The following is a 21,737-nucleotide window of genomic DNA, read 5'->3' as shown; positions in this document are numbered from 1 at the left end:
ACGCATGCATCAGCGGATGCAGGTGCATCCAGAGATGATGGTCAGGCGCCGCTCCATCGTCGAACATCCCTTCGGCAACCTGAAGCAATGGATTTTGGGTAATGGTCGCTTCCTGCTCCGACAACTGCAGGGCGCTCGGACGGAAATGGCCCTGGCGGTCAACGCCTACAACCTGAAGCGTGCCATCAATGTGATGGGTGCCCGTCGGTTGATCGAGCTGTTGGGGTAAATCCCGCTTTCCATTTCCATGCTTCAAAAACACCAACGCCCCGAACCAGTCGGGGCGTTGGATTTTTCTGGCGTCAGTGCGTTTTCACACGCTCTGGATTGGCGGGCTTCTTTTTGCCTTCAATTTGCCTCAGGCCGGCTGTTTTACGTAGCGCGCCAGTTGCGCGTCACGGCTCATCACCTCGAGCGTGGCTGCCAGCACCTGCTCACTGGTAGCGTCGGCTTTGCTGAAGATGCTGCCGAAGTTGTCGTGAGTGACCTTGGCGAAGTGCGCACGATCCTGAGCCTCCACACCCAGCAAGGTTGCGTAGGCGTCCAGCGCCTCGCCCTGGCCCATGGCCATGTCTTCGGCAATCGAATCGAGCATGCCATTCATCGCCAGCATGGAGCGGCCGTTGTAGCCCAGCGCACCACTGGTGTCGCAACCGTTGGTACCGGAGGTCATGCCGAAGGTGGCATTACCCGAGGTGCCATTGGTGGTGGTGGCCAAGAAGTGCGGGGCCATGCCACGCTGCCCTTCGAACAGCATGTTGCCCCAGCCGCAGCCATTGCCGCCCGCAGCGTCGGCAAATGCGCCAACACTGGCCATGCTCAACAGGCCGAAGACCAAACCTTTGCCTAGCAGTCGCTTGCTCATGTCTATCGCTCCGCAATATCGAGTAATAAAAACTACACAAGGAGCTTTGGCGAGACTTGGCCACCTGTCAAACTCATGCGTCTCGGTTGCGTCCTGCGACACAGGGACGAAGCACGGGGCCGTCAGCCTTGGCTATAGTGATGTAAATCCTTCAGGAGTATGGGCATGAGTGAATCAGCCAACGAGCGTCGGCGCTTTCAGCGCATTGCCTTCGACGCCCCCACCGTCATCGCTCAGGGTGAGCGGCAATGGTCGGCAGCTCTGCACGATATCTCTCTCAAGGGCCTGCTGATCAAGACCCCTCGTGATTGGAACGGGGACCCGAACCAGCCCTTCGAAGCCCTTATCGAACTGGGGGACGAAGCCAAGGTGAAGATGGAAGTGGTACTGACGCGCACCCAGCCGCAGTCTCTCGGTTTCGTCTGCCGCCATATCGACCTGGATTCCATCAGCCACCTGCGCCGCCTGGTCGAACTCAACCTCGGCGATGAACAGCTGCTGGAGCGCGAACTGGCGGCATTGGGCGAAGACGACTAGGTTCTATACGAAAAGTCGTCGAGCGAAGGTCAGGCGAGGCAAAAACCGGTGAGGAAGCGCAGTTTACGAGTGGTAAATGAGCATTCCGAACCGGTTTTTAACGAAGCATCACCGAGCGCAGGCACTTTTCGTACAGAGCCTAGCAGTCAATGGCGCAAGCAGGCAGCCTCAGCCTGTTCACGACGCTGGCGACGCGCCTGAATACGCTGCGCCTGACGGCGTGCATCGCGCGACTCGATGGCCTTGGCGTCGAAGTTGAAAGCCCGGGAAAAGAAATCGAAGAACAGGAACATGATGGCGTCTCCTTCAGTGGATACGCCTTCATGCTGCGCGCCGATAGCCTGCTACCTATTGACCTCGGTCAATTTTCGCCGGTGCCTGATCGCGGCAGAACGCCGCAGTCCAGTAGCGCGGATGAAATCCGGTAAGAACAGCACCACAAAAGTCTCGGATTGCATCCGGGCTACGCCCTCCTCTATTCGAACAGCGCATCCAGCGCCTGCTCCAGGCGCGTAACGGCGACGATCTGCAGCCCAGGCGGCGCCTCCTTGGGCGCATTGCCCTTGGGCACGATGGCGCGCTTGAAGCCGTGCTTGGCCGCCTCCTTCAAACGCTCCTGACCACTCGGCACCGGACGAATCTCGCCGGACAGGCCGATCTCGCCGAACACCAGCAAGTCGTGCTGCAACGGCCGGTTGCGCAGACTGGAGATCACCGCCGCCATCAGCGCCAGGTCGGACGCCGTTTCCAGCACCTTGACCCCACCAACCACATTGAGAAACACGTCCTGGTCATAGGTCGGAATGCCTCCGTGGCGGTGCAGTACCGCCAGCAGCATGGCCAGGCGGTTCTGATCCAGGCCCAGGGTGACGCGACGCGGGTTGCCCAGATGACTGGTGTCGACCAGCGCCTGCACCTCCACCAGCATCGGTCGCGAGCCTTCCCAGGTGGCCATCACCACACTGCCGGGCACCGCCTCCTGCGCGCGGGTGAGGAAGATCGCCGAGGGGTTGGAGACTTCCTTGAGGCCCTTGTCGGTCATGCCGAATACGCCCAGTTCGTTGACCGCGCCGAAACGGTTCTTCACCGCCCGTAGCAGGCGCAAGCGACCGTCGGACTCGCCCTCGAAATACAGCACGGTGTCGACCATGTGCTCCAGCACGCGCGGGCCGGCCAACGCGCCTTCCTTGGTAACGTGACCGACGAGAAAGATCGCCGTGCCGCTCTGCTTGGCGAAGCGCACCAGCAGCGCCGCACTCTCACGCACTTGAGCGACGCCACCGGGGGCAGACTGCAATTGCTCGGTGAAAATGGTCTGGATCGAGTCGATGACCATGACCTTGGGCTTTTCCTGGCGCACGGTGGCGATGATCGATTCGATGCAGGTTTCGGTCATTACCTTGAGCTTGTCCTGCGGCAGATCCAGCCGCCGCGCACGCATGGCCACCTGCTGCTGCGATTCCTCGCCAGTGACATAGAGGGCGGGAAAACGCGTGGCGATATTGCACAGGGTCTGCAGTAAAATGGTCGACTTGCCGATGCCTGGGTCGCCACCGATCAGCACCACCGAGCCATCCACCAGACCGCCACCGAGCACCCGATCGAGTTCACCGGAAGCGGTGGAAAAGCGCGGGATTTCCTCGACACTGACTTCAGCCAGAGTCTTGATATTGGCCTTGTCGCCGGCCCAGCCAGTGCGCCCGCTGGGCGTGGCGCCCTCGACCACGGTTTCGACCAAGGTATTCCAGGCGCCGCATTCACCACACTGCCCTGCCCATTTGGGAAAGGTGGCGCCGCACTCGGTGCAGCCGTACATGCGTTTTGCCTTGGCCATTGCGATCAATCCTGCCGCTGAACGAAGGCTGGAACGATACCGAACAACTGGATAAATTTACAGACCACAGCCACTTTGCCCGGAATGCACCTATGCAGATCCAACTGCTACCCACCAGTGCCGAACAGCTGCCGCTACTGGCCAACCTCTACCAGTTCTACGCCTACGAAAGCTCGGACTGGGAGCAAGAAGACGTGGAGACGGACGGTCGCTTCTACATCCACCACCCCCACCTGGAGCGCTATTGGCAGGAGCCGGGCTGGAGTGCGCAACTGATACTGGCCGATGGCTTCATTGCCGGTTTCCTGCTGATCGAACAGAGCGAGTTACCCGGTCTTGATGTGCCGGAGTTCGCCGACCTGTTCATCCTGAAAAAGTATCGTCGCCAGGGCATCGGTCGCGCCCTGGTACAGCAGGTGATGGGCGACGGCAGGCCCTGGCTGCTGCGTTTCTACCGTCAGGATGAGTTGGCCTGTGCCTTTTGGCAGCAGCTGTTGAGCGAATGGCCCAGACCGGCGCGCGAAGTGTGGACAGAAGAAGAGGCGGACGGGCTGCTCACTTATCTGATCAACCCGCCCGTACATTGAAAACGCCTGATCGCAGGAGCCCATGTGCGGGCGATCAGCCTTTCACCAACACGCCGGCAAGCCGGCTTCTACGACTCAGCCCTTGCAGCCATTGCCACAACCGCAGCACTGCCCCGCCGCGCGTTTGAGCTGGCGCGCCAGTTCGTCCTTCATTGCCACGCGGTTGAGTTTCAGCGCACTGAGGGTGACGTCATCGAGCAACTCGATACCGTCCTCGATACGGCAGATGCGCTTGTCCAGCGCTTCGTATTCTTCGGCCCGGCGAGAGAACTGCTCATCGCTCTGCCGCAGACGCTGCAGTTCGTTGCGCAGTTCGGGAAAATCATGAACCAGCGGATGGTGGTCGACGTGCATGAGGAAGCCTCTGACAGGGAAGATGGCTCCAGCCTAGCGCTGCACGTCGACCGTTCATTTGATCCGGGTCAAGCACTGCCCGCCTTGCGCAGCAGATCGGCGATCTCGTCCTTGAGGCCCACACGCTGCAGTTTGAGCCCCTGCAAGGTCAGGTCGTCGACAGCCTCGCGACCGTCCTCTATTTCGTAGATGCGCTTGTCCAGCGCTTCATATTCGCCAGCCAGGCGAGGGAAGTGCGGGTGACTTTGCATCAGCTTACGCATGACGTCGCCTTGCTGAGGGAATTCGCGAGTCAACGGGTGATGTTCAAGCGGCATGGAGGACCTCCCCAGATAGTGTTCCTTTAGCCTAGTCGAAGCTGGGCTACGTGCAGCCAGTGAACTATCGGCAGACAAGACCTCAGGCAGCGAACTGCAACCGCGCCAGCATCAGGACATGAAATGTTGCAGCTTTTCTGCTTTTTCCACTGCGCTTGCGCTAAATTGACCGACCCTTGGCAACTTATCCCTCTACATGACACTCCTGATAGCGTTCGCTGTCCTCTCCATTCTGGTTTCGTTCATCTGTTCCATCCTCGAAGCCGCTCTGCTCTCCCTCACGCCCAGTTACATCGCTCAGCAGAAGGTCGCAAAACCGCAGCTGTACGAAAGGCTGAAGGAGCTCAAAGACAAGATCGACCAGCCGCTGGCAGCCATCCTGACCCTCAACACCGTGGCGCATACCGTTGGTGCTACCGGCGTTGGTGCGCAGGTGGCGATCGTCTTCGGTGACGGTTACCTGGGTATCGCCTCGGCGGTCATGACCCTGCTGATCCTTGTGCTTTCGGAGATTCTACCGAAGACCATCGGTGCCCGTTACTGGCGTGCCCTGGCGCCTATCCTGCCCAGCCTGCTGCGGGCGATGATCCTGCTGCTCAAGCCGTTCATCGTCATGTCGGACCTGATCATGCGTCTGTTCGGCGGCAAGGAGCCGGAGCACGACATTCGCCAGGAGATCAAGGCGCTGACCCTGCTTGGCCGCGAAGTGGGCAAGCTCGACGAAGACGAACAGCGGGTGATCAGCAACATCCTCGATCTGCACGAGATCCGTCTACGCGACATCATGACCCCGCGCATCGTCTGCGAATCCGCCGCACCGGATGAATCGATCGCTGCGTTCAAGGCACGTGCCCGCGAGAGCCAGTTCTCCCGTTACCCGGTGATTGGCGAGGACGAGTCGCCGCTGGGCGTGGTGTTCCGTTATGACGCCCTGGCGGCCGAGAACGATGGCGAACCGATCACCCAGATCATGAAGCCGCTCAAGGTCGTGCCGGACAGCATGAACGTGGAAAACCTGATGACCCTGCTCATGCAGGAGCGTCAGCACATGTGTCTGGTGTACGACGAGTTCGGTAGCTGGCACGGCCTGGTGACGCTGGAAGACATCATGGAAACCATCATCGGCAAGCCGATTCTCGACGAGACCGACGATATCCCCAACATGCGCCGCTTCGCCAAGCGCCGTTGGGAACATCGACTCAAGGCAATCCGCGAAGACTGATCACCAGTAATTCTCCACCGCCACCTGACCCGGCCGCCGGGTCAGGCTCAGATTCAGGCCGCGCACCTTCAGACGCTGACGAATGTCGTCGATCATCTGCGGGTTGCCGCAGATCATCACTCGCGAATATTCAGGCGTCAGCTCGAGCCCGGCGGCGCACTCCAGCTCACCCTTGTCGAGTAGCTCGGTGATACGTGCATTCAGGCAGCCCGGCGCTTGCTCGCGAGTGACCACCGGCAGGTAGGTGAGCTTGTGAGCGAATTCGGCCAGGTGTTCCAACTCGGCGAAACTCCGGATCAGCGGCTGATAAGCCAGCTCGGCGAAGCTGCGCGCGCTGTACACCAGCACGATACGCTCGAAGCGCTGCCACACCTCGAAGTCCTGCAGGATCGACAAGAACGGCGCGATGCCAGTGCCACTGCCGAGCAACCAGAGGTCGCGGCCATCGACGAAACGATCCAGGGTCAGAAAGCCGGTCGCCATCTTCTCCACCAGCAAGCTGTCGCCAACGCGCAGTCTGCTCAACTCGCTGGTGAACTCGCCGCCCGGCACCACGATGGAGAAGAACTCGAGGAACTCATCATGCGGCGCGGACACCAGCGAGTAGGCGCGCCAAACCACACTGCCATCGGCTTTCTCCACGCCCAGGCGTACGAACTGCCCGGCGCGAAAACGAAAGCCCGCATCCCGCGTGGTGCGCAGGGTGAACAGGCTCGGGGTCAGGCTGTGTACCTCAAGCAGCGTCTGACGGGTGAACTTGTCCTCGCTGACGGTCATAATCTCCCCCCTTCATTGAATACCCGTCCAGTCTGGCGCAATCGGCCAGCGACAAACACCGAAGGTTTGCATGCCTACTCTCGACACCCCCTTCGCCAGCCTCGAACTGCAGCGTCAGCCGCACCAGGCGAATGAGCCGCTCCAAGCCTTCGATGCCGCCGACGAATACCTGCTGGGTCATCTTCATGAGCAAGGTATCGAGGCAGGCAGCCGCGTGCTGCTACTCAACGACAACTTCGGCGCCCTCGCCTGTTCGCTGGACGGACACTGCCAGGTGACCAGCAGCGGTGACTCGCACCTGGGCTTTCTCGCCCTGCAGAAGAACCTCGCCAGCAATGGCCTGAGTGGCGATACGGTGACCTTTCTGCCGAGCTGCGAAACACCGCAAGGGCCGTTCGACTGGGTGCTGATTCGTGTGCCCAAGACCCTGGCACTGCTGGAGGAGCAACTGATTCGCCTGCATGGCCAGTTGGCGCCAAATGCCCGCGTGGTCGCTGGGGCGATGATCAAACACCTGCCGCGCGCCGCCGGTGATCTGCTGGAGCAATACATCGGCCCGGTGCAGGCCTCGCTGGCAGTGAAGAAAGCCCGCCTGCTGGTCGCCACGCCTGAAACCAAGGCAGCACCGGACTCGCCCTACCCGACCCGCTACCGCCTGGATAAACCGGCGCTGGAGCTGGTCAATCACGCCAACGTATTCTGTCGCGACGGCCTGGATATAGGTACCCGCGCCTTTCTTCCGCATCTGCCACGTCATCTCGGGCGCGTGCGCGTCGCCGATCTCGGTTGTGGCAATGGCGTGCTCGGCATCGCCTACGCCCTGGGCAGCCCGCAAGCGGAACTGACGCTGGTGGACGAGTCCTATATGGCCGTGCAATCGGCGCAGGAAAACTGGCGGGCGGCCCTCGGTAATCGACCTGTAACGATCCGTGCTGGCGACGGCCTGGCCGAGCAGCCGGCTGACTCGCTGGACCTGGTGCTGTGCAACCCGCCTTTCCACCAGCAGCAGGTGGTCGGTGATTTTCTCGCCTGGCGCATGTTCCAGCAGGCCCGCGCGGCGTTGGTCACCGGCGGCGAACTGTGGATCGTCGGCAACCGCCACCTGGGCTACCACGCCAAGCTGGGGCGGCTGTTCCGTGGTGTCGAGCAGGTCGCGGCCAACCCGAAGTTCGTGGTGCTCAGGGCAAGAAAATAGGCCCCTACAAAGTCAGGGTGAACCGCGACAGCAAGGCGCCCGGCAAGGCCATCGAGCCCGACTGCCTGGCGCCGTAGGTGCCGCCTGGCAACAGCAGCTCCGGTTCGCGGCTCAGCGCCTCCAGTTGCGGGCCGAGGAAGTCGAACAGCGAGTCGTCGAAACGCATGGTGTTCAGCGGCGCCTGGATCTGCCCATCCTCGACCCAGAACGTGGCGAAGCGGGTCATGCCGGTCAGGCGTGCGGCGGGCAGGTCGGAGAAATTGCCGTACCACAGGTTGCCGATATACAGGCCGGTGCCAAGGCGTTGCAGCACGTCGGGCTCGTCCAACTCACCGCCTCGCATGTGCAAGGACAGCGGATATTCGCCACTGCATGCACCATTGGCGATCAACCCGTACTCGGCGGCACTGCGCGAGCTGACCAGGCGCTCACCAGCTCGCCCCTGGCTGATCAGGCGCAGCGGCTGGCGTGGCCCTTCGGAGGTGAAAGCCGGCGCCAAGCCACCCTCGATGCGTTCGTCGATCGTCACCAACGGGCTAAGTTCGGCCTTGCCATTGAACAGACGCTGCAAGGGACTACCACCCGACGCCAGTGCCTGGGCGCCGAAGCCCCAGCAGCACAGGCTGACCAGTTCCTCCAGCGCAGCCGGCGTCAGATAGGCGCGATAGGCACCCGGCTGCAGCGCCTTGGCCGGACGCCCGAGAAACGCCAGTTGCTGTCGCGCGCCATCGAGTTTGCGAGCGAACGCCTGGGCGTCCCATTGCTCGCCGGCATAGGTGCTTTTCACGGCCTGGCCGTTGTCGTGGAACAGGCTGAACTCGAAATTGAAACTGCTCGCGGCGTACCAGCCGAAGGCGCCCCAGGAACTGGCGAAGCCCTGGTACTGCGGCCCCACGGCCAGAAAGCCGACCAGATCCAGGCCAGCCGCCGCAACGACGATCTGCTGTGCCATGGCCGCGCTATCCAGGGGCGCCGCCTCGCCCGCCAACTCACTGCGCCAGGCCTCACGATTCAAGCGCAGATAAGGGTCGTCACTCAAGGTTGGCAGCACGCCTCGCAGGCGCAGCACTATCTGCTGCAGGCGCGGCAAATCCTCATCGAGCACGCCACTGAGCGCCAGTTTGCTTTCGGCGTGGCGCTGGCCCTGGTACAGCGACAGGATGACGTAGATCTGCTGCACATCGCCGGCCTGACGCACCTGGCCCTGGTTGAAACGGATAAAGCTGGAAACCTCGGCGCCGTAGGCCAGGGTGAAGCCCTCCTTGCCCACGACCTGCGCCTGCAGGTGCTCCAGCAACGCACTGAAATGCTGACGTGCATCCATCAGGCAGCCCCTCCGAAAACGTCGATATCGGCGAAGACGCAGGCCGGCGAGGCATGCCCGGCACGGATCACCTGGTTGGGTTCGCCCTTGCCGCAATAGGGCGTGCCCATCACCTCGAAGGTGCTGGCGTCGCCTACCGCACGCAGGTTGCGCCAGAACCGCGAGCTGATGCCGCGGTAGTTGGGGTTCTTCACCACGCCCTTGAGTTCGCCGTTTTCGATCAACTGGCCCCATTCGCAGCCGAACTGGAATTTGTTGCGCGCATCGTCGATCGACCAGGAGCGGTTGTTGCTCATCAGGATGCCGCGCTCGATACCGCCGATCAGCTCGGCCTGAGTCCTGTCACCCGGCTCCAGATTGAGATTGGCCATGCGATCGATGGGCGGCCGGTTCCAGTTGCACGCACGGCTGTTGGCCACACCCGGCAGGCCACTGCGCCACTGCGACAGCGCACCGCCGAGCGGGCGCTGGAGGATGCCATCGCGGATCAGGTAGTGGCGCTGCGCCGGGCTGCCGTCGTCATCATGGCTATAGCTGGCCAGCTCGCCTGGCACGCCCGGATCGAAGGTCACGTTGAGCAGCGATGAGCCGTATGGGTAATGGCCGAAATCTTCCTGGCGAATGAAACTGGTGCCGGCGAAGTTGCGCTCGTCACCGAGGATGCGGTCCAGCTCCAGCGGATGACCGATGGACTCGTGGATCTGCAGGATCATCTGGTCCGGCATCAGCAAAAGGTCGCGCGAACCGTTCGGGGTGTTGGGCGCCAGCAGCAGCTGCAACGCCTCGTCGGCAATGTGCGCGGCGCTGCCGATCACGCCCAACTGCTGCAGTACTTCGGCACCGCCCTGCCGCGCCAGATGGGTGCCGCCGAAACTGCGGCTCTGGCTGTCGCCGTCATCGCTGGCGGTGACACCTACCTGCGGAAAGACGTAACGCTGGGCACGACGCAGGCAGGCGCCAGCGCTGTTGAGGTAGATCTGCTCATGGCAGGTGAAGGTCAGGCCAACATGGCTGTCGACCAGACGCGCATCCTGGGGAATCAGCGCCGACTCCGCCATCAGCAGCTCGAACCAGTGAGCGGCGCCCGCCAGCGGCTGCGCGTAACCCGGCATCACATCGTCGCTTTGCTCAGTGGGGTACGACAGGCTGGCGAGATCCAGCAGGTTATGTCCGACCATGGCACGGGCCATCTGCTCGGCGCGCTCCAGCGCAGCCTGCAAGCCGGCCTGGCTGATATCGCTGGTGGCCGCATAGGCTTCGACACCGGCGATGCGCACGGTGAGCATGGCGCCGGTATCGTCGACGAAGGACGGCGCCTGCGCCACATGCCGGCGTACCCAGTAGGACGCCCGGCTTTCCTGCACATGGCGCAGCGACCAGAAATCAGCGCTGGATTTCAGCGCGGCGAAGCGGCGCTGCAGGGTATCGCTGAGGGCGAACATCGGGCCTCCTTGGCTGGCGACGAAAGGAGGCCAGTATGGGAACAAGCACGCACCGGGATCAACCGCCGACCGGCAAGCAAAAGCCAGACGCCGCCCCGCTCCCGATCAGAAATCGACCGTGGCCGAGACCTTGAAGGTACGCGGCGCGCCCTGGGTCAGGTAGCCACCATTGGCCGAGGCCCAGTAGTTCTCGTCGGCGACGTTCTCCACTATCGCGTTGAAGGTCACGGCGCGCTGGTCCAGACGGGTCTTGTAGCGCGCGCCCAGATCGACGCGAGTCCAGGCCGGGATGCTGTAGTCATTGGCGGTATCGACATACTGACCACCGGTGCGCAACAGCAGACCATTGAGGCTCAGCCCTGGCACGCCCGGCACATCCCAGTCGGCGCTGACATTGAACTGGAATTCGGGCACCCCGACGGCCTGGTTGCCATCGTTGACCCCACCGGCCGTGCCACGCAGCTCGGCTTCGGTCCAGGTCGCCCCTCCCAACAGGCGCAACCCGCTGAGTGGCTCGCCGAACAGGCTCAGCTCGATACCACGGTTACGCTGCTCGGCATCCACCCCGTAGTTGCCCCTGCCGTCGAGCACACCTTGCGGCTGCTCGATACGGAAAACACTCAGGTTGCCCCCGAAGCGCCCCCAGTCGAGCTTCACCCCCACCTCGGTCTGCTTGGAGCGGTATGGCGCGAACATCGTCCCGCGGTTGTTCGCGGCGTTGGGCGCGGTCGGCCCCTGCTGCAGCGACTCCACACGGTTGGCATAGAGCGAGAGGTACTCGGTGGGTTTGATCACCAGACCATAGGCGGGCGTGGTGATGCTGTCCTGGTAGTTAGAGGTACGGGCGCCACTGGCCGCGCTCCAGGCGTCGGCGCCAATGGTCTGCCGGCGCAGGCCCAACGTCAGCAGCACACGATCATCGACAAAACCCAGGGTGTCGGAGATCGCCAGGCTCTTGTTCTGCACCTTGGCGGTGGTATCCGGGTCATGCAGATCGCCGGAAGGCAGACTGGCAGTCGGCACGGGCACGGGCAGCCCCTCGTACAGGTTGCCGTGCCCACGGTTGCCGGCGGTGGTGGACTCGAAGGCGTTGCGCTTTTCCTGCCAGATGCCGTTGGCCGCCAGATTGACCTTGTGGCTGACGGGGCCGGTCTGCAGTTCGCCACGCAGGCCGGTGGCCAGGCTCAGGGTCTCCTGATCGAGCGGCGAATACAGGCGGCCGATGCGGGCCGCACCATCGGCGCCATAGACGTAGTTGGAGGCGTACACACCGTTCTCCCGCGTGTACTTGCCGCCGCCAATCAGGTAGGCGGTCCAGGACGGCGACAGATCGTACTCGGCGCTGAACATGCCATAGCTGTCCTCCAGCTGCGACCAACTCCAGGGCTGCGCGTAGTTATGTTTGGAGTCAGGCACGGACGGCACCTTGCCATTGAGAGTGCTGGTGACGGTGGTGTTGGATTCGGTGGTCAGGTAGACAACTGAACGTCCCTCGTTGACGCGCTGCTTCTGGTAGCCAAGGTCGGCTGCCAGGCGCAGGCGCTCGCCACGGTAATCCAGGGCAACGGTGGCCAGGCTGAAGCGCGAATGCTCGTCGTCGACGGCCGTCTCCCCTTCACGCTGCGCCAGGTTGACTCGCACACCGAAGCGATTGTCCTCACCGAAGCGGCGCCCCAGATCAAGATGCCCACCCACGCGGCTGTCATTGGCGTAGTCCAGGGTGAAGCTGCGAGTCGGGGTGTCCTCGGCGCGCTTGGAGACCACGTTGATCGCCCCGCCGACGCCACTGCCGCCAGGCGCCACGCCGTTGATGAAGGCGTTGGCGCCCTTGAACACCTCGACGCGCTCGACCGACTCGGTGGAAATGATCTGCCGCGGCAATATCCCGTACAGACCGTTGAAGGCGATGTCGTCGCTGTACAGCTGGAAGCCGCGAACGACGAAGACCTGCGAGAAGTTACCAAAGCCGTAGGACTGGCGCACACCCGGATCGCTGGCCAGCACGTCGGCCAGGGTCTGCGCCTGGCGCGTTTCGATCAGCTCGGAGGTGTAGCTGGAAAAAGCGAAGGGCACGTCCTGCATGTCCTGGTTGCCCAGCAGGCCGATGTTCGCGCCGCGCGCCACCTGGCCGCCGGCATAGATGGCCGGCAGGTCGCGGCGACCATCGAGCTGACCGCTGACGGTGGTAGCACCCAGCTCCAGCACATCGCTGTTATCAGGACGCGGGATCAGCGTGACGGTGCCGTCGGCGCCGATACTGAAAGTCAGGCCGCTGCCCTGCAGCAACTGCTGCAGCCCTTCGCCGACGGAATAATCCCCCTTGAGTGCCTGGCGACCACTGACCCCGCGCGTCAGGCTGGCGTCGTAGAGCAGGCGAATGCCAGCCTGCTCGGCAAAATCGGTGAGCGCCGAATCCAGAGGCTGGGCCGGGATGTCGAGCTCGACGGCCTGCACCTGCGCGGCAGTGAGGCCGAGGGAAAGCGCGATCAATGTCGGAAGGAAGGGAATCGAACGCATGCGGATGTCCTGTGCTCTGCTGGCTATTCATGCGAAAAAGTCGCATTTGCAGAAACAGAAGACGAAGGTAATTCGCATTCCTGAACCGGAGCAGCAAATATTTCGAAAAAAGATTCGCGGCATCACCCAGTCGTAGCCCGGATGCAATCCGGCGGCTGTCAGATAGGATGATCAGCCGTCGGACGACACCAGCAGCACGCCCGGCAAGTGAGTCAGCTTGACCGGCAGAGCGGTCTCGATGGCGCGCAGTAAGGCCTGTGGATCATCCAAGGCGAATACGCCGGTGACCTTCAGCTCACGCGCCGCTGCATCGAGAAACAGCACCTGCTGAGTTTGCTGGCGCTGCAACTCCTCGAATACTTCAGTCAACGGGCGATCGCGGAATACCAGCCGCCCTCGCTGCCAGGCCAAGGCCCGCGCGGCATCCAGTGGCTGCGGTGATTGCAGACGACCAGCCAGCCAGGCGATCTGCTCGCCAGCCTGAACGGCTTGCTCGCGACCGTCGGCGTCGCTGACCTGTACATGCCCCTCGCTGACCGCCAGCAACACCTGATCACCCAGCAGGTTGACGTCGAACCGAGTACCGGTGACGCGAATACGCGCCTCACCGGCCTCGATCACGAAGGGGTGGACAGCATCGGCCGCTACCTGAAAATCGACCTGACCGCGATACAGACGCACCCGGCGCTGGCCGTCCGCATCGGCGTTCCAGTCCATAGCTGTGGCGCCATTGAGCTGCAGTCGCGAGCCATCCTCCAGCGTTACCTCGCGGATTTCTCCGGCCTGAGTACGTAAATCGGCATGCCAGCCTGGCGGGGTCAGCCATAGCGCCAGCAGCAGGCAGGCCGCGCTAGCCAGTGGTAGCGGCCAACGCCGCTTGCGTCTGGGCATGGCCTGCACGATGGCGGCGGGCCGTTCGACCTGACCGAGCAGCGCCCAGAGGTTTTCCGCTTCCGCCAGCGCCTTGGCATGCTCAGCACTGGTCCGGCGCCAGCGCTCCATCGCCGCGTGATCGGCGGCACTGGCCCGCCCGGAATTCAGCAGCACCAGCCACTCCCGGGCTTGGCTACGCAGATCAGCCTCAGCGGTCATCCATGCGTTCCTGGCAATATTCGAGGGCCTTGAGGATATAGCGTCCGGCCATGCTTTCCGAGACGCCCAAGCGCTCGCCGATCTCACGCTGGGTCAGGCCGTCCAGGCGATTCCACAACAGCGCCTGGCGCAGGTGTTTAGGCAATTCATGCATCAGTATTTGCAGACGAGCCAAACGGCGACTGTCCTCAATGGCGCGTTCGGGTTCGGGGAGTTCGCTTTCCAGCGCTTCATCGAGCGGTGCCGACTGCGGACGAGTCTGCTGTTGACGATGGTGATCGATAAGCAGGTTGCGAGCGATGCGGTAGAGAAAGGCGCGCACGTTACCGATCTCCTCGGTACGACGCCCCTGCAAGCGCAGCCAGGTTTCCTGGCGCAGATCGGCGGCGAGCTCGCTGCAGCGTGTCTGCCGGGTGAAGAAGCGCAGCAGCTCCGAGGAATGACGTCGGAATAGCTCTTCAGGGGGCAGTGGATCGACAGGCAGGGACACGAAGGGTTCTCGGTGCCGGGAAAGCCCGAGAAAATATTACAAGCGCAAATCATTTTCAAATATATCCATTCGACCCTATAGGCCAAATGGCAATTGGCTGGATCGCCGGGCTCAGCCCGGCGTCCCCAACCCCGCCGCACTCATGAACTGGCGCAACAGCCAGGCCACGATACCCAGCGCAGTGACGCTGCAGGCCCAGATCAGCACCAGCCAACCCAGACGCTGCCACAGCGGCTTTTTATCCTGTTCGGCCTTGGTCATTTCACGCCCCTCAGTGGTAGCCATCATCCACCGTCACCTTGCCGCGGAACACGTAATAGCTCCAGGCGGTGTACATGAGGATGAAGGGGATAATGAACAACGCGCCCACCAGCATGAAGCCCTGGCTCTGCGGCGGTGCGGCGGCCTCCCAGATACTGATCGACGGCGGAATCACGTTCGGCCACAGGCTGATGCCCAGGCCGCTGTAGCCGAGGAAGATCAGCGCCAGGGTGAGCAGGAACGGCGAGTAGTTGGCGTTGCTGGCCACGGCCCGCAGCAGCGCCCAGGTGCACAGCAGCACCAACACCGGCACCGGCATGAACCAGAACAGGTTCGGCAGGCTGAACCAGCGCTCGGCGATCGCCGGGTGTTCGAACGGCGTCCACAGACTGACGATACCGGTCACGCCCAGCACCACGAATACCAGCGGGCGCCCCAGATCATGCATCTGCTGTTGCAGACGACCTTCGGTTTTCATGATCAGCCAGGTGCAGCCGAGCAACGCATAGGCAGCGATCAACGCCAGGCCGCAGAACACCGAGAATGGCGTCAGCCAGTCGAACGCACCGCCGGCGAAGCTGCGATTGACCACCTCGAAACCGTCGATATAGGCACCCAGTGCCACGCCCTGGAAGAAGGTGGCAGTCAGCGAGCCGCCGATGAAGGCCTTATCCCACAGATGGCGCTTGGCGGCCTTGGCCTTGAAGCGAAACTCGAAGGCAACGCCGCGGAAGATCAGCCCCAGCAGCATCAGGATCAACGGCAGGTACAGGGCGTCGAGTATCACCGCGTAGGCCAGCGGGAAAGCACCGAACAAACCGGCGCCGCCGAGCACCAGCCAGGTTTCGTTGCCGTCCCATACCGGCGCGACGGTGTTCATCATCACGTCGCGCTCGCCGTCGTCACGAACGAAGGGAAAGAGGATGCCGATGCCCAGATCGAAGCCATCCATCACCACGTACATCATCACACCGAAGGCGATGATCACCGCCCAGATCAGCGAAAGGTCGATACCCATGTTCAGCTCCTCTCCGGCAAGGTGTCGGTTTCGCCATCTTCCAGGCCTTCTTCGGCAGCCGACAGCGGACGCGCTGGTGTACGAGGCTTGCCAGGCCCACCCTCTGAGGTTTCCTTGCCCCCGTCGATCTTCGGCCCCTTGCGCACCAGGCGCAGCATGTAGCCGATACCCGCACCGAACAGCACGAAATAAACCACCACGAACAGCGCCAGAGTGAAGCCCAGCTGCGCCGCACTATGCCCTGATGAAGCATCGGCGGTACGCATCAGGCCATGGACGATCCACGGCTGGCGGCCGATCTCGGTGGTGTACCAACCCGCTAGGATGGCGACGATGCCGCTGGGGCCCATCCACACTGCCAGGTGCAGGAACGGCCGGCAGGTGTACAACCGCTCGCCGCGACGCAACCAGGTGCCCCACAGGCCGGTGAGGATCATCATCAGGCCCATGGCGACCATGACGCGGAAGGTCCAGAAGACAATGGTGGAATTGGCCCGGTCTTCCGGCGGGAAGTCCTTGAGCGCCGGCACCTGCTTGTCCAGGCTGTGCGTGAGAATCAGGCTGCCGAGCGCGGGGATCTCCACCTTGAAGCGGGTTTCCTCGCGCTGCATGTCCGGCCAGCCGAAGAGGATCAGCGGGGTCGGCTCGTCGCCGACGTTCTCCCAGTGGCCCTCGATGGCGGCGATCTTCGCTGGTTGATACTTGAGCGTGTTGAGGCCGTGCAGGTCACCGATAAAGGCCTGCACCGGCGCCACCAGCAGGGCCATCCACAGTGCCATCGAGAGCATCTTGCGGATTGCCGGGTTGTCACGCCCGCGCAGCAGGTGCCAGGCCGCCGAGGCGCCAACGAAGAAGGCGGTGGCGAGGAACGCCGCCGTAGCCATATGCGCCAGGCGATAGGGGAACGAGGGGTTGAAGACCACGGCGAACCAGTCCACCGGAATCACCCGGCCATCGATGATCTCGTAGCCCTGTGGCGTGTGCATCCAACTGTTGGAGGCGAGAATCCAGAAGGTCGAGATCAGCGTACCTATGGCCACCATCACCGTGGAGAAGAAGTGCAGGCCCGGCCCGACGCGATTCCAGCCGAACAGCATGACGCCGAGGAAGCCCGCTTCGAGGAAGAACGCGGTGAGCACCTCGTAAGTCAGCAGTGGCCCGGTGACCGCCCCGGCAAAGTCGGAGAACGCACTCCAGTTGGTGCCGAACTGATAGGCCATGACCAGACCGGAGACCACGCCCATGCCGAAGTTGACCGCAAAGATCTTCGACCAGAAGTGGTAAAGATCGCGGTACAGCGTATTGCTGGTCTTCAACCACAGCCCTTCGAGCACCGCCAGGTAGCTGGCCAGACCGATGGTGATGGCCGGAAAGACGATGTGGAAGGAAATGGTGAAGGCAAACTGGATTCGGGCGAGATCAAGCGCCTCTAGGCCGAACATGTCACATCCTCATTCAGGGTTATTTCGGCCCCAGCACGCAAAGCCGATCCATAGACTCCTGGTGTTGGAGTCAAACGAGCTGAAATTGTTCTTATGGAAGTGGTGTGCAGCCGAGAAGCTGCTGGGTAAAGCGCGAAAAGGCGTATTGACCTGGATCAATGCGCACTAAAAGACTAGCCGCTAAAGGCCTAACTGGCGCTGTGGTGATTTGCCGCGCGACAGGCCACCGCAGCGACCATTCATTGCTGGCGGTCATCGCGGCTAAAGCCCCTCCCACAGCCAAGCGGCATGCAAAAAAAGGGCGGCCACGCGCTACGCGGGCCGCCCGAATCACGGAGTTGCTTACATCGAGTGATCGCGATGACTTACGACCACCCGTATTGGATTACCGCTCGAGGATTGCGGTCACACCCTGACCGCCTGCCGCGCAGATGGAGATCAGACCGCGCCCCTCTCCAGCCACCGACAGCAGCTTGGCCAGACTGGCGACGATGCGTCCGCCAGTGGCTGCGAATGGGTGGCCGGCAGCCAGCGAACTGCCCTTGACGTTCATCTTGCTGCGGTCGATGGACCCCAGCGGCGCATCCAGGCCCAGGCGCTCCTTGCAGTACTCGGCGTCTTCCCAGGCCTTGAGCGTGCACAGCACCTGTGCGGCGAAGGCCTCGTGGATCTCGTAGTAGTCGAAGTCCTGCAGGGTCAGGCCATTGCGCGCCAGCAGGCGCGGCACCGCGTACACCGGGGCCATGAGCAGGCCCTCCTTGCCCTGGACGAAATCCACTGCCGCTGCCTCGCCATCGCGCAGGTAAGCCAGCACTGGCAAGCCGCGGGCCTTGGCCCATTCCTCGCTGGCCAGCAGCACCAGCGAGGCGCCATCTGTCAGCGGCGTGGAGTTGGCCGGGGTCAGCGTGCCACGCGGTCCGCGCTCGAAGCAGGGCTTGAGGGTGGCGAGCTTCTCGGCGCTGATGTCCGGGCGCAGATTCTGGTCGCGGGTCAGGCCGAGAAACGGCGTCATCAGGTCATCGTGCCAACCCTCGGTGTAGGACGCCGCGAGCTTCTGGTGACTGGCCAGTGCCAGCTGATCCTGCTCGTCACGCGGGATGGCCCAGCGCTGCGCCATCAGCTCGCAGTGCTCGCCCATCGACAACCCGGTACGCGGCTCGCCGTTGCGCGGAATGTGCGGCGCCAGGTGGCGCGGGCGAATCTTCAGCAGGCTCTTTATCTTGTCGCCAGTGCTCTTGCCGCGATTGGCCTCAAGGAGAATCTGACGCAGCCCTTCGTTAACGCCGATGGGCGCGTCGGACGTGGTGTCAACACCGCCGGCGATGCCACAGTCGATCTGCCCGAGGGCGATCTTGTTGGCCACTAGGATCGCCGCCTCCAGCCCAGTGCCGCAGGCCTGCTGCAGATCGTAGGCCGGGGTTTCCGGCGCCAGGCGCGAGCCCAGCACGCACTCGCGGGTCAGGTTGAAGTCCCGCGAGTGCTTGAGTACGGCACCGGCCACCACCTCGCCGAGGCGTTCGCCATGCAGATTGAAACGTTCCACCAGCCCTTCGAGGGCGCTGGTCAGCATCTCCTGATTGCTCGCCCTGGCGTAGACGGTGTTGGAACGGGCGAACGGGATACGGTTGCCGCCTACGATGGCGACCCGGCGCAACTGGGTCATGAGGACTCCTTGCTGGTCGAGAAATCGAAGAAACCTGTGGCGAACTATTGCCCGTCAGCCGGTTCCCAGAAACATGAGAGTGACACTGTAGCCTTCTGGCCGCACAGGCTAAACCTCAGACAGTTGCGAACATTGGCCGCCTTGCCGGCATGTGAGGCGACAGAGTCAATTGCGCTTTGCCAACTGCCGCGTACAGTGACACGACTTTCGATTCGCCCGCAGGAGCCCTTCATGTCCGATCGTTACCTCGCTTTCGCCAACTCCGCCACCGGCCGCCGCCTGGTTGGCGCCCTCGGCCTACCGGCGCCTGTGCGCCTGGAACGCTGGATGGCCGGCCGCGTACGACCTGTGGACGGCGCCCTGCTGCTCGGTGGTGAAGGCGAACTGCTCCAGGCCGTGATGCCCTTCGCCAACAAGCTCACCGATCAATTGTTCTCAGCTCGCGACGGCCAGCTCGACCTGCCCCGCTGGACCGCCGAGCACGGCCCCAAACTCAAGGCGCTGGTATTCGACGCCAGCCACCTGACCCGTTTCGAACAGCTGATCGAGCTGCGCGATTTCTTCCAGCCCACCTTCAAGGGGTTGGCCAATAGCCCTCGCGTGGTGGTACTGGGGCGTGCGCCCGAGTCGATCAAAGACCCGATCGCCGCCAGCGTGCAGCGTTCACTGGAAGGTTTCACCCGCTCGCTGGGCAAGGAAATCCGTCGCGGCGGCAGCGTGCAGTTGCTCTATGTCGGCAAGGGTGGCGAGCAACAACTGGAAGGCGCGCTGCGCTTCTTCCTTTCGCCCAAGAGCGCCTATGTCTCCGGCCAGGTGCTGCGCCTGGGCGCCTGCGGCGAACAGGTCAAGGACTGGACGCGCCCGCTGGCCGGCAAGAAGGCCCTGGTCACCGGCGCCTCGCGCGGCATCGGTGCTGCCATCGCCGAAGTGCTGGCCCGTGACGGCGCCGAGGTGGTGCTGCTCGACGTACCACAGGCGGCCGATGCGCTGCAGGCGTTGGCCGCGCGCCTGGGTGGGCAGGCGGTGACCCTGGACATCTGCGCCGAGGATGCGCCACAGCGCCTGGTCGAGGCGCTACCCGAGGGCCTGGATATCGTTGTGCACAACGCCGGCATCACCCGCGACAAGACCCTGGCGAAGATGAGCGATGCGTTCTGGAGCTCTGTGATCGACGTCAACCTCATGGCGCCGCAGGTGCTGACCCAGGCGCTGCTGGACGCCGACAAGCTGCACGACAATGGTCGCGTGGTGCTGATCGCATCGATCAGCGGCATCGCCGGCAACATGGGCCAGACCAACTACGCGGTGAGCAAGGCCGGCGTCATCGGCCTGGCTCAGGCCTGGGCGCCGGCCCTGGCAAAGAAAGGCATCAGCATCAACGCGGTGGCCCCCGGTTTCATCGAAACCCAGATGACCGCCGCCATTCCGCTGGGCATTCGCGAAGCCGGGCGACGGATGAACTCGATGAGTCAGGGTGGCCTGCCGCAGGATGTCGCCGAAGCCGTGGCCTGGTTCGCCCAACCGGGCTCGGGCGCGGTGACCGCGCAGGTGCTACGCGTGTGTGGGCAGAGCCTGCTGGGCGCCTGAGACCGCTGCGCTGGTGGGCTGAAGCGGATCGCCGCCCGGCCCACCCTACTGCCTGGGCGCACCCTACGACTTCACATCTTGCCGCGTTTGCGAAACTCCACCGGCGTTTCCCCGACCCAGCGCTTGAACGCGCGGTAGAACGTGCTCGGCTCGGAGAAGCCAGTGCGCTCGACGATCACTTCGATGCGCTCGTCGGTCTTGAGCAGTAGCTCCTTGGCCAGGCGACAGCGGTAGTCGGTGATCAGGTCGTTGAAGCGCACCCCAGCCATGGCCAGGCGCTCGCGCAAGCGTCGCGCCGGCATGTTCAAGCGCGCTGCTACCTGTTCCAGGGTGGCGCCACCATTGACCAATAACTCGGCGATCAACTCTCGCACCTGGCGCACCAGGTCCAGCCTCTCCACTTCCGCCAATTGCCGCCGCGCCAGCGACTCGTGCATGCGCAGCAATTCCGGGGCGGCGTGGCGCGAAGCCTTGTCCAGAACTGCAGCGTCGAACACTAGCGCGCAGTCTTCGGCGCCGAGGCGCACCGGGCAGCCATAAACCGCCTGATAGCGCTCAGCGGATGCGCCCTCGGCATGCATGAAACGCACTTCACGTGGGCGGAAATCGTTTTCGGTCAAGGCCGCGAACAGGCGGATCACCGCCCCTGCCAACATCTCCGGGAAATGACGCGGCGTGTCGGCCTCCACGCCCAACGTCAGCACGGCCATATCGCCGTCCACGTCAAGACGCGCGCTGAGGGTGTCGGAGAGCAGGCGCACGTAGCGCAGCGCGTGGCGCAAGCCAACGCCAAAGGTTTCGCTGGAGAGAAACAGGTATTCCAGAAGCAGGCCATGGAAGGCGGGCAGGTGCTGGGCCAGGTACAGGCCGACGTGCTCCTCGCCACACTCTTCGCTGGCAGCCTTCCAGAACGCGGCCTGGGCCGCATGGGGAAAGCGGCCAGCCGGCAGCCCGCCAGGAGGCAGGCCAACGCGCACCAGCACGCGGTCAGGATCGGTTCCGCTGGCACGCAGGGCATCGATTACCGGGCGCATCAGCGCCACATCGTCGGTCAGGTCACGCATGATTCCTGCTGTTCTTCTTATTAGTGAGCATTACTCGTGAACGGCGCCATCTTAGGGGCAGCGAGCCGCCGCGCGCAAACCACGTCGCAGACGGATTGGCTAGCCTGCCCACACGCTGGGCAGAACAGCCAATGCCAGCGCGGGTCTGA

22 protein-coding genes are annotated in these 21,737 nt (G+C 63.1%); 6 read left to right on the top strand and 16 right to left on the bottom strand.

The window, feature by feature from the left end; translation table 11 throughout:
* Window positions 1-229: transposase (locus tag BM186_RS06160; RefSeq protein WP_139228001.1), on the top strand; the 229-nt coding region annotated here is incomplete at its 5' end.
* Window positions 230-358: 129 nt separating this feature from the next.
* Here BM186_RS06160 and BM186_RS06155 read toward each other — a convergent pair.
* A complete protein-coding gene (locus BM186_RS06155) occupies window positions 359-865 on the bottom strand; it encodes a DUF3015 domain-containing protein (protein ID WP_004425035.1) in 507 nt (168 codons plus the stop codon).
* A gap of 165 nt (window positions 866-1,030) precedes the next feature.
* On the opposite strand from BM186_RS06155, the gene BM186_RS06150 reads away from it, so the two are divergent.
* Window positions 1,031-1,402, top strand: coding sequence for a PilZ domain-containing protein (locus BM186_RS06150; RefSeq protein ID WP_055984121.1), 372 nt, complete (start codon window positions 1,031-1,033; stop codon window positions 1,400-1,402).
* A 146-nt stretch (window positions 1,403-1,548) separates the two neighbouring features.
* Here BM186_RS06150 and BM186_RS26570 read toward each other — a convergent pair whose 3' ends face one another.
* Both BM186_RS26570 and radA read right to left on the bottom strand, forming a co-directional pair.
* A complete protein-coding gene (locus BM186_RS26570) occupies window positions 1,549-1,695 on the bottom strand; it encodes a hypothetical protein (RefSeq protein WP_017678812.1) in 147 nt (48 codons plus the stop codon).
* Window positions 1,696-1,877: 182 nt separating this feature from the next.
* Window positions 1,878-3,236, bottom strand: a complete 1,359-nt coding sequence (gene radA, locus BM186_RS06145) for a DNA repair protein RadA (RefSeq protein WP_017678811.1) — start codon at window positions 3,234-3,236, stop codon at window positions 1,878-1,880.
* A 92-nt stretch (window positions 3,237-3,328) separates the two neighbouring features.
* Between radA and BM186_RS06140 the strand changes: the two genes are divergently transcribed.
* The gene (locus BM186_RS06140; RefSeq protein WP_072423159.1) at window positions 3,329-3,823 is read left to right on the top strand and encodes a GNAT family N-acetyltransferase; all 495 of its coding nucleotides are present in this window, start codon (window positions 3,329-3,331) and stop codon (window positions 3,821-3,823) included.
* 75 nt (window positions 3,824-3,898) lie between these two features.
* Here the strand turns inward: BM186_RS06140 and BM186_RS06135 are convergent, their stop codons facing one another.
* Both BM186_RS06135 and BM186_RS06130 read right to left on the bottom strand, forming a co-directional pair.
* The gene (locus BM186_RS06135; protein WP_072423160.1) at window positions 3,899-4,177 is read right to left on the bottom strand and encodes an HP1242/YdcH family protein; all 279 of its coding nucleotides are present in this window, start codon (window positions 4,175-4,177) and stop codon (window positions 3,899-3,901) included.
* A 68-nt stretch (window positions 4,178-4,245) separates the two neighbouring features.
* Complete coding sequence (locus BM186_RS06130; protein ID WP_017678808.1) at window positions 4,246-4,494, bottom strand: HP1242/YdcH family protein; 249 nt, start codon at window positions 4,492-4,494, stop codon at window positions 4,246-4,248.
* A gap of 196 nt (window positions 4,495-4,690) precedes the next feature.
* Between BM186_RS06130 and BM186_RS06125 the strand changes: the two genes are divergently transcribed.
* Complete coding sequence (locus tag BM186_RS06125) at window positions 4,691-5,716, top strand: CNNM domain-containing protein (protein WP_074913914.1); 1,026 nt, start codon at window positions 4,691-4,693, stop codon at window positions 5,714-5,716.
* Here BM186_RS06125 and BM186_RS06120 read toward each other — a convergent pair whose 3' ends face one another.
* The gene (locus BM186_RS06120) at window positions 5,717-6,493 is read right to left on the bottom strand and encodes a ferredoxin--NADP reductase (protein ID WP_074913913.1); all 777 of its coding nucleotides are present in this window, start codon (window positions 6,491-6,493) and stop codon (window positions 5,717-5,719) included.
* A 70-nt stretch (window positions 6,494-6,563) separates the two neighbouring features.
* On the opposite strand from BM186_RS06120, the gene BM186_RS06115 reads away from it, so the two are divergent.
* Window positions 6,564-7,688 carry a methyltransferase gene (locus BM186_RS06115; RefSeq protein WP_074913910.1) on the top strand — a complete coding sequence of 375 codons (1,125 nt, stop codon included), beginning with the start codon at window positions 6,564-6,566 and terminating at the stop codon, window positions 7,686-7,688.
* A 4-nt stretch (window positions 7,689-7,692) separates the two neighbouring features.
* Here the strand turns inward: BM186_RS06115 and BM186_RS06110 are convergent, their stop codons facing one another.
* The 9 genes from BM186_RS06110 to BM186_RS06070 all read right to left on the bottom strand — a co-directional run bounded on the left by BM186_RS06110 (window position 7,693) and on the right by BM186_RS06070 (window position 18,937).
* Entirely contained in the window at window positions 7,693-9,012 is a 1,320-nt protein-coding gene (locus BM186_RS06110) for a TldD/PmbA family protein (RefSeq protein WP_074913909.1), read from the bottom strand.
* Complete coding sequence (locus BM186_RS06105; RefSeq protein ID WP_074913908.1) at window positions 9,012-10,454, bottom strand: TldD/PmbA family protein; 1,443 nt, start codon at window positions 10,452-10,454, stop codon at window positions 9,012-9,014. The genes BM186_RS06110 and BM186_RS06105 overlap by 1 nt, the downstream gene beginning before the upstream one ends.
* A gap of 105 nt (window positions 10,455-10,559) precedes the next feature.
* Window positions 10,560-12,971 carry a TonB-dependent receptor gene (locus BM186_RS06100; RefSeq protein ID WP_074913907.1) on the bottom strand — a complete coding sequence of 804 codons (2,412 nt, stop codon included), beginning with the start codon at window positions 12,969-12,971 and terminating at the stop codon, window positions 10,560-10,562.
* A gap of 171 nt (window positions 12,972-13,142) precedes the next feature.
* Complete coding sequence (locus BM186_RS06095) at window positions 13,143-14,063, bottom strand: FecR family protein (RefSeq protein WP_074913906.1); 921 nt, start codon at window positions 14,061-14,063, stop codon at window positions 13,143-13,145.
* Window positions 14,053-14,553, bottom strand: coding sequence for an RNA polymerase sigma factor (locus BM186_RS06090; protein ID WP_074913905.1), 501 nt, complete (start codon window positions 14,551-14,553; stop codon window positions 14,053-14,055). Before BM186_RS06090 ends, BM186_RS06095 begins: the two co-directional genes overlap by 11 nt.
* A 111-nt stretch (window positions 14,554-14,664) precedes the next feature.
* A complete protein-coding gene (locus tag BM186_RS06085) occupies window positions 14,665-14,814 on the bottom strand; it encodes a DUF2474 domain-containing protein (protein WP_045734034.1) in 150 nt (49 codons plus the stop codon).
* A 10-nt stretch (window positions 14,815-14,824) separates the two neighbouring features.
* Window positions 14,825-15,832 carry a cytochrome d ubiquinol oxidase subunit II gene (gene cydB / locus BM186_RS06080; protein ID WP_074913904.1) on the bottom strand — a complete coding sequence of 336 codons (1,008 nt, stop codon included), beginning with the start codon at window positions 15,830-15,832 and terminating at the stop codon, window positions 14,825-14,827.
* A gap of 2 nt (window positions 15,833-15,834) precedes the next feature.
* Complete coding sequence (locus BM186_RS06075) at window positions 15,835-17,274, bottom strand: cytochrome ubiquinol oxidase subunit I (protein WP_074913903.1); 1,440 nt, start codon at window positions 17,272-17,274, stop codon at window positions 15,835-15,837.
* Between the two features lie 385 nt (window positions 17,275-17,659).
* Window positions 17,660-18,937 carry an acetyl-CoA C-acetyltransferase gene (locus tag BM186_RS06070; RefSeq protein ID WP_074913902.1) on the bottom strand — a complete coding sequence of 426 codons (1,278 nt, stop codon included), beginning with the start codon at window positions 18,935-18,937 and terminating at the stop codon, window positions 17,660-17,662.
* A gap of 231 nt (window positions 18,938-19,168) precedes the next feature.
* On the opposite strand from BM186_RS06070, the gene BM186_RS06065 reads away from it, so the two are divergent.
* Window positions 19,169-20,524, top strand: coding sequence for a 3-oxoacyl-ACP reductase (locus BM186_RS06065; RefSeq protein ID WP_074913900.1), 1,356 nt, complete (start codon window positions 19,169-19,171; stop codon window positions 20,522-20,524).
* A gap of 71 nt (window positions 20,525-20,595) precedes the next feature.
* Here BM186_RS06065 and BM186_RS06060 read toward each other — a convergent pair whose 3' ends face one another.
* On the bottom strand, window positions 20,596-21,588 hold the full coding sequence (locus tag BM186_RS06060) for an AraC family transcriptional regulator (RefSeq protein ID WP_074913899.1): 993 nt from the start codon (window positions 21,586-21,588) through the stop codon (window positions 20,596-20,598).
* Window positions 21,589-21,737: the final 149 nt, after the last annotated feature.

The sequence above is a fragment of the Ectopseudomonas toyotomiensis genome, assembly GCF_900115695.1.
GTDB lineage: Bacteria > Pseudomonadota > Gammaproteobacteria > Pseudomonadales > Pseudomonadaceae > Aquipseudomonas > Aquipseudomonas toyotomiensis.
The sequence above is the reverse complement of the archived record's forward strand: the minus strand, read 5'-3'. Positions and strand labels throughout refer to the sequence as shown.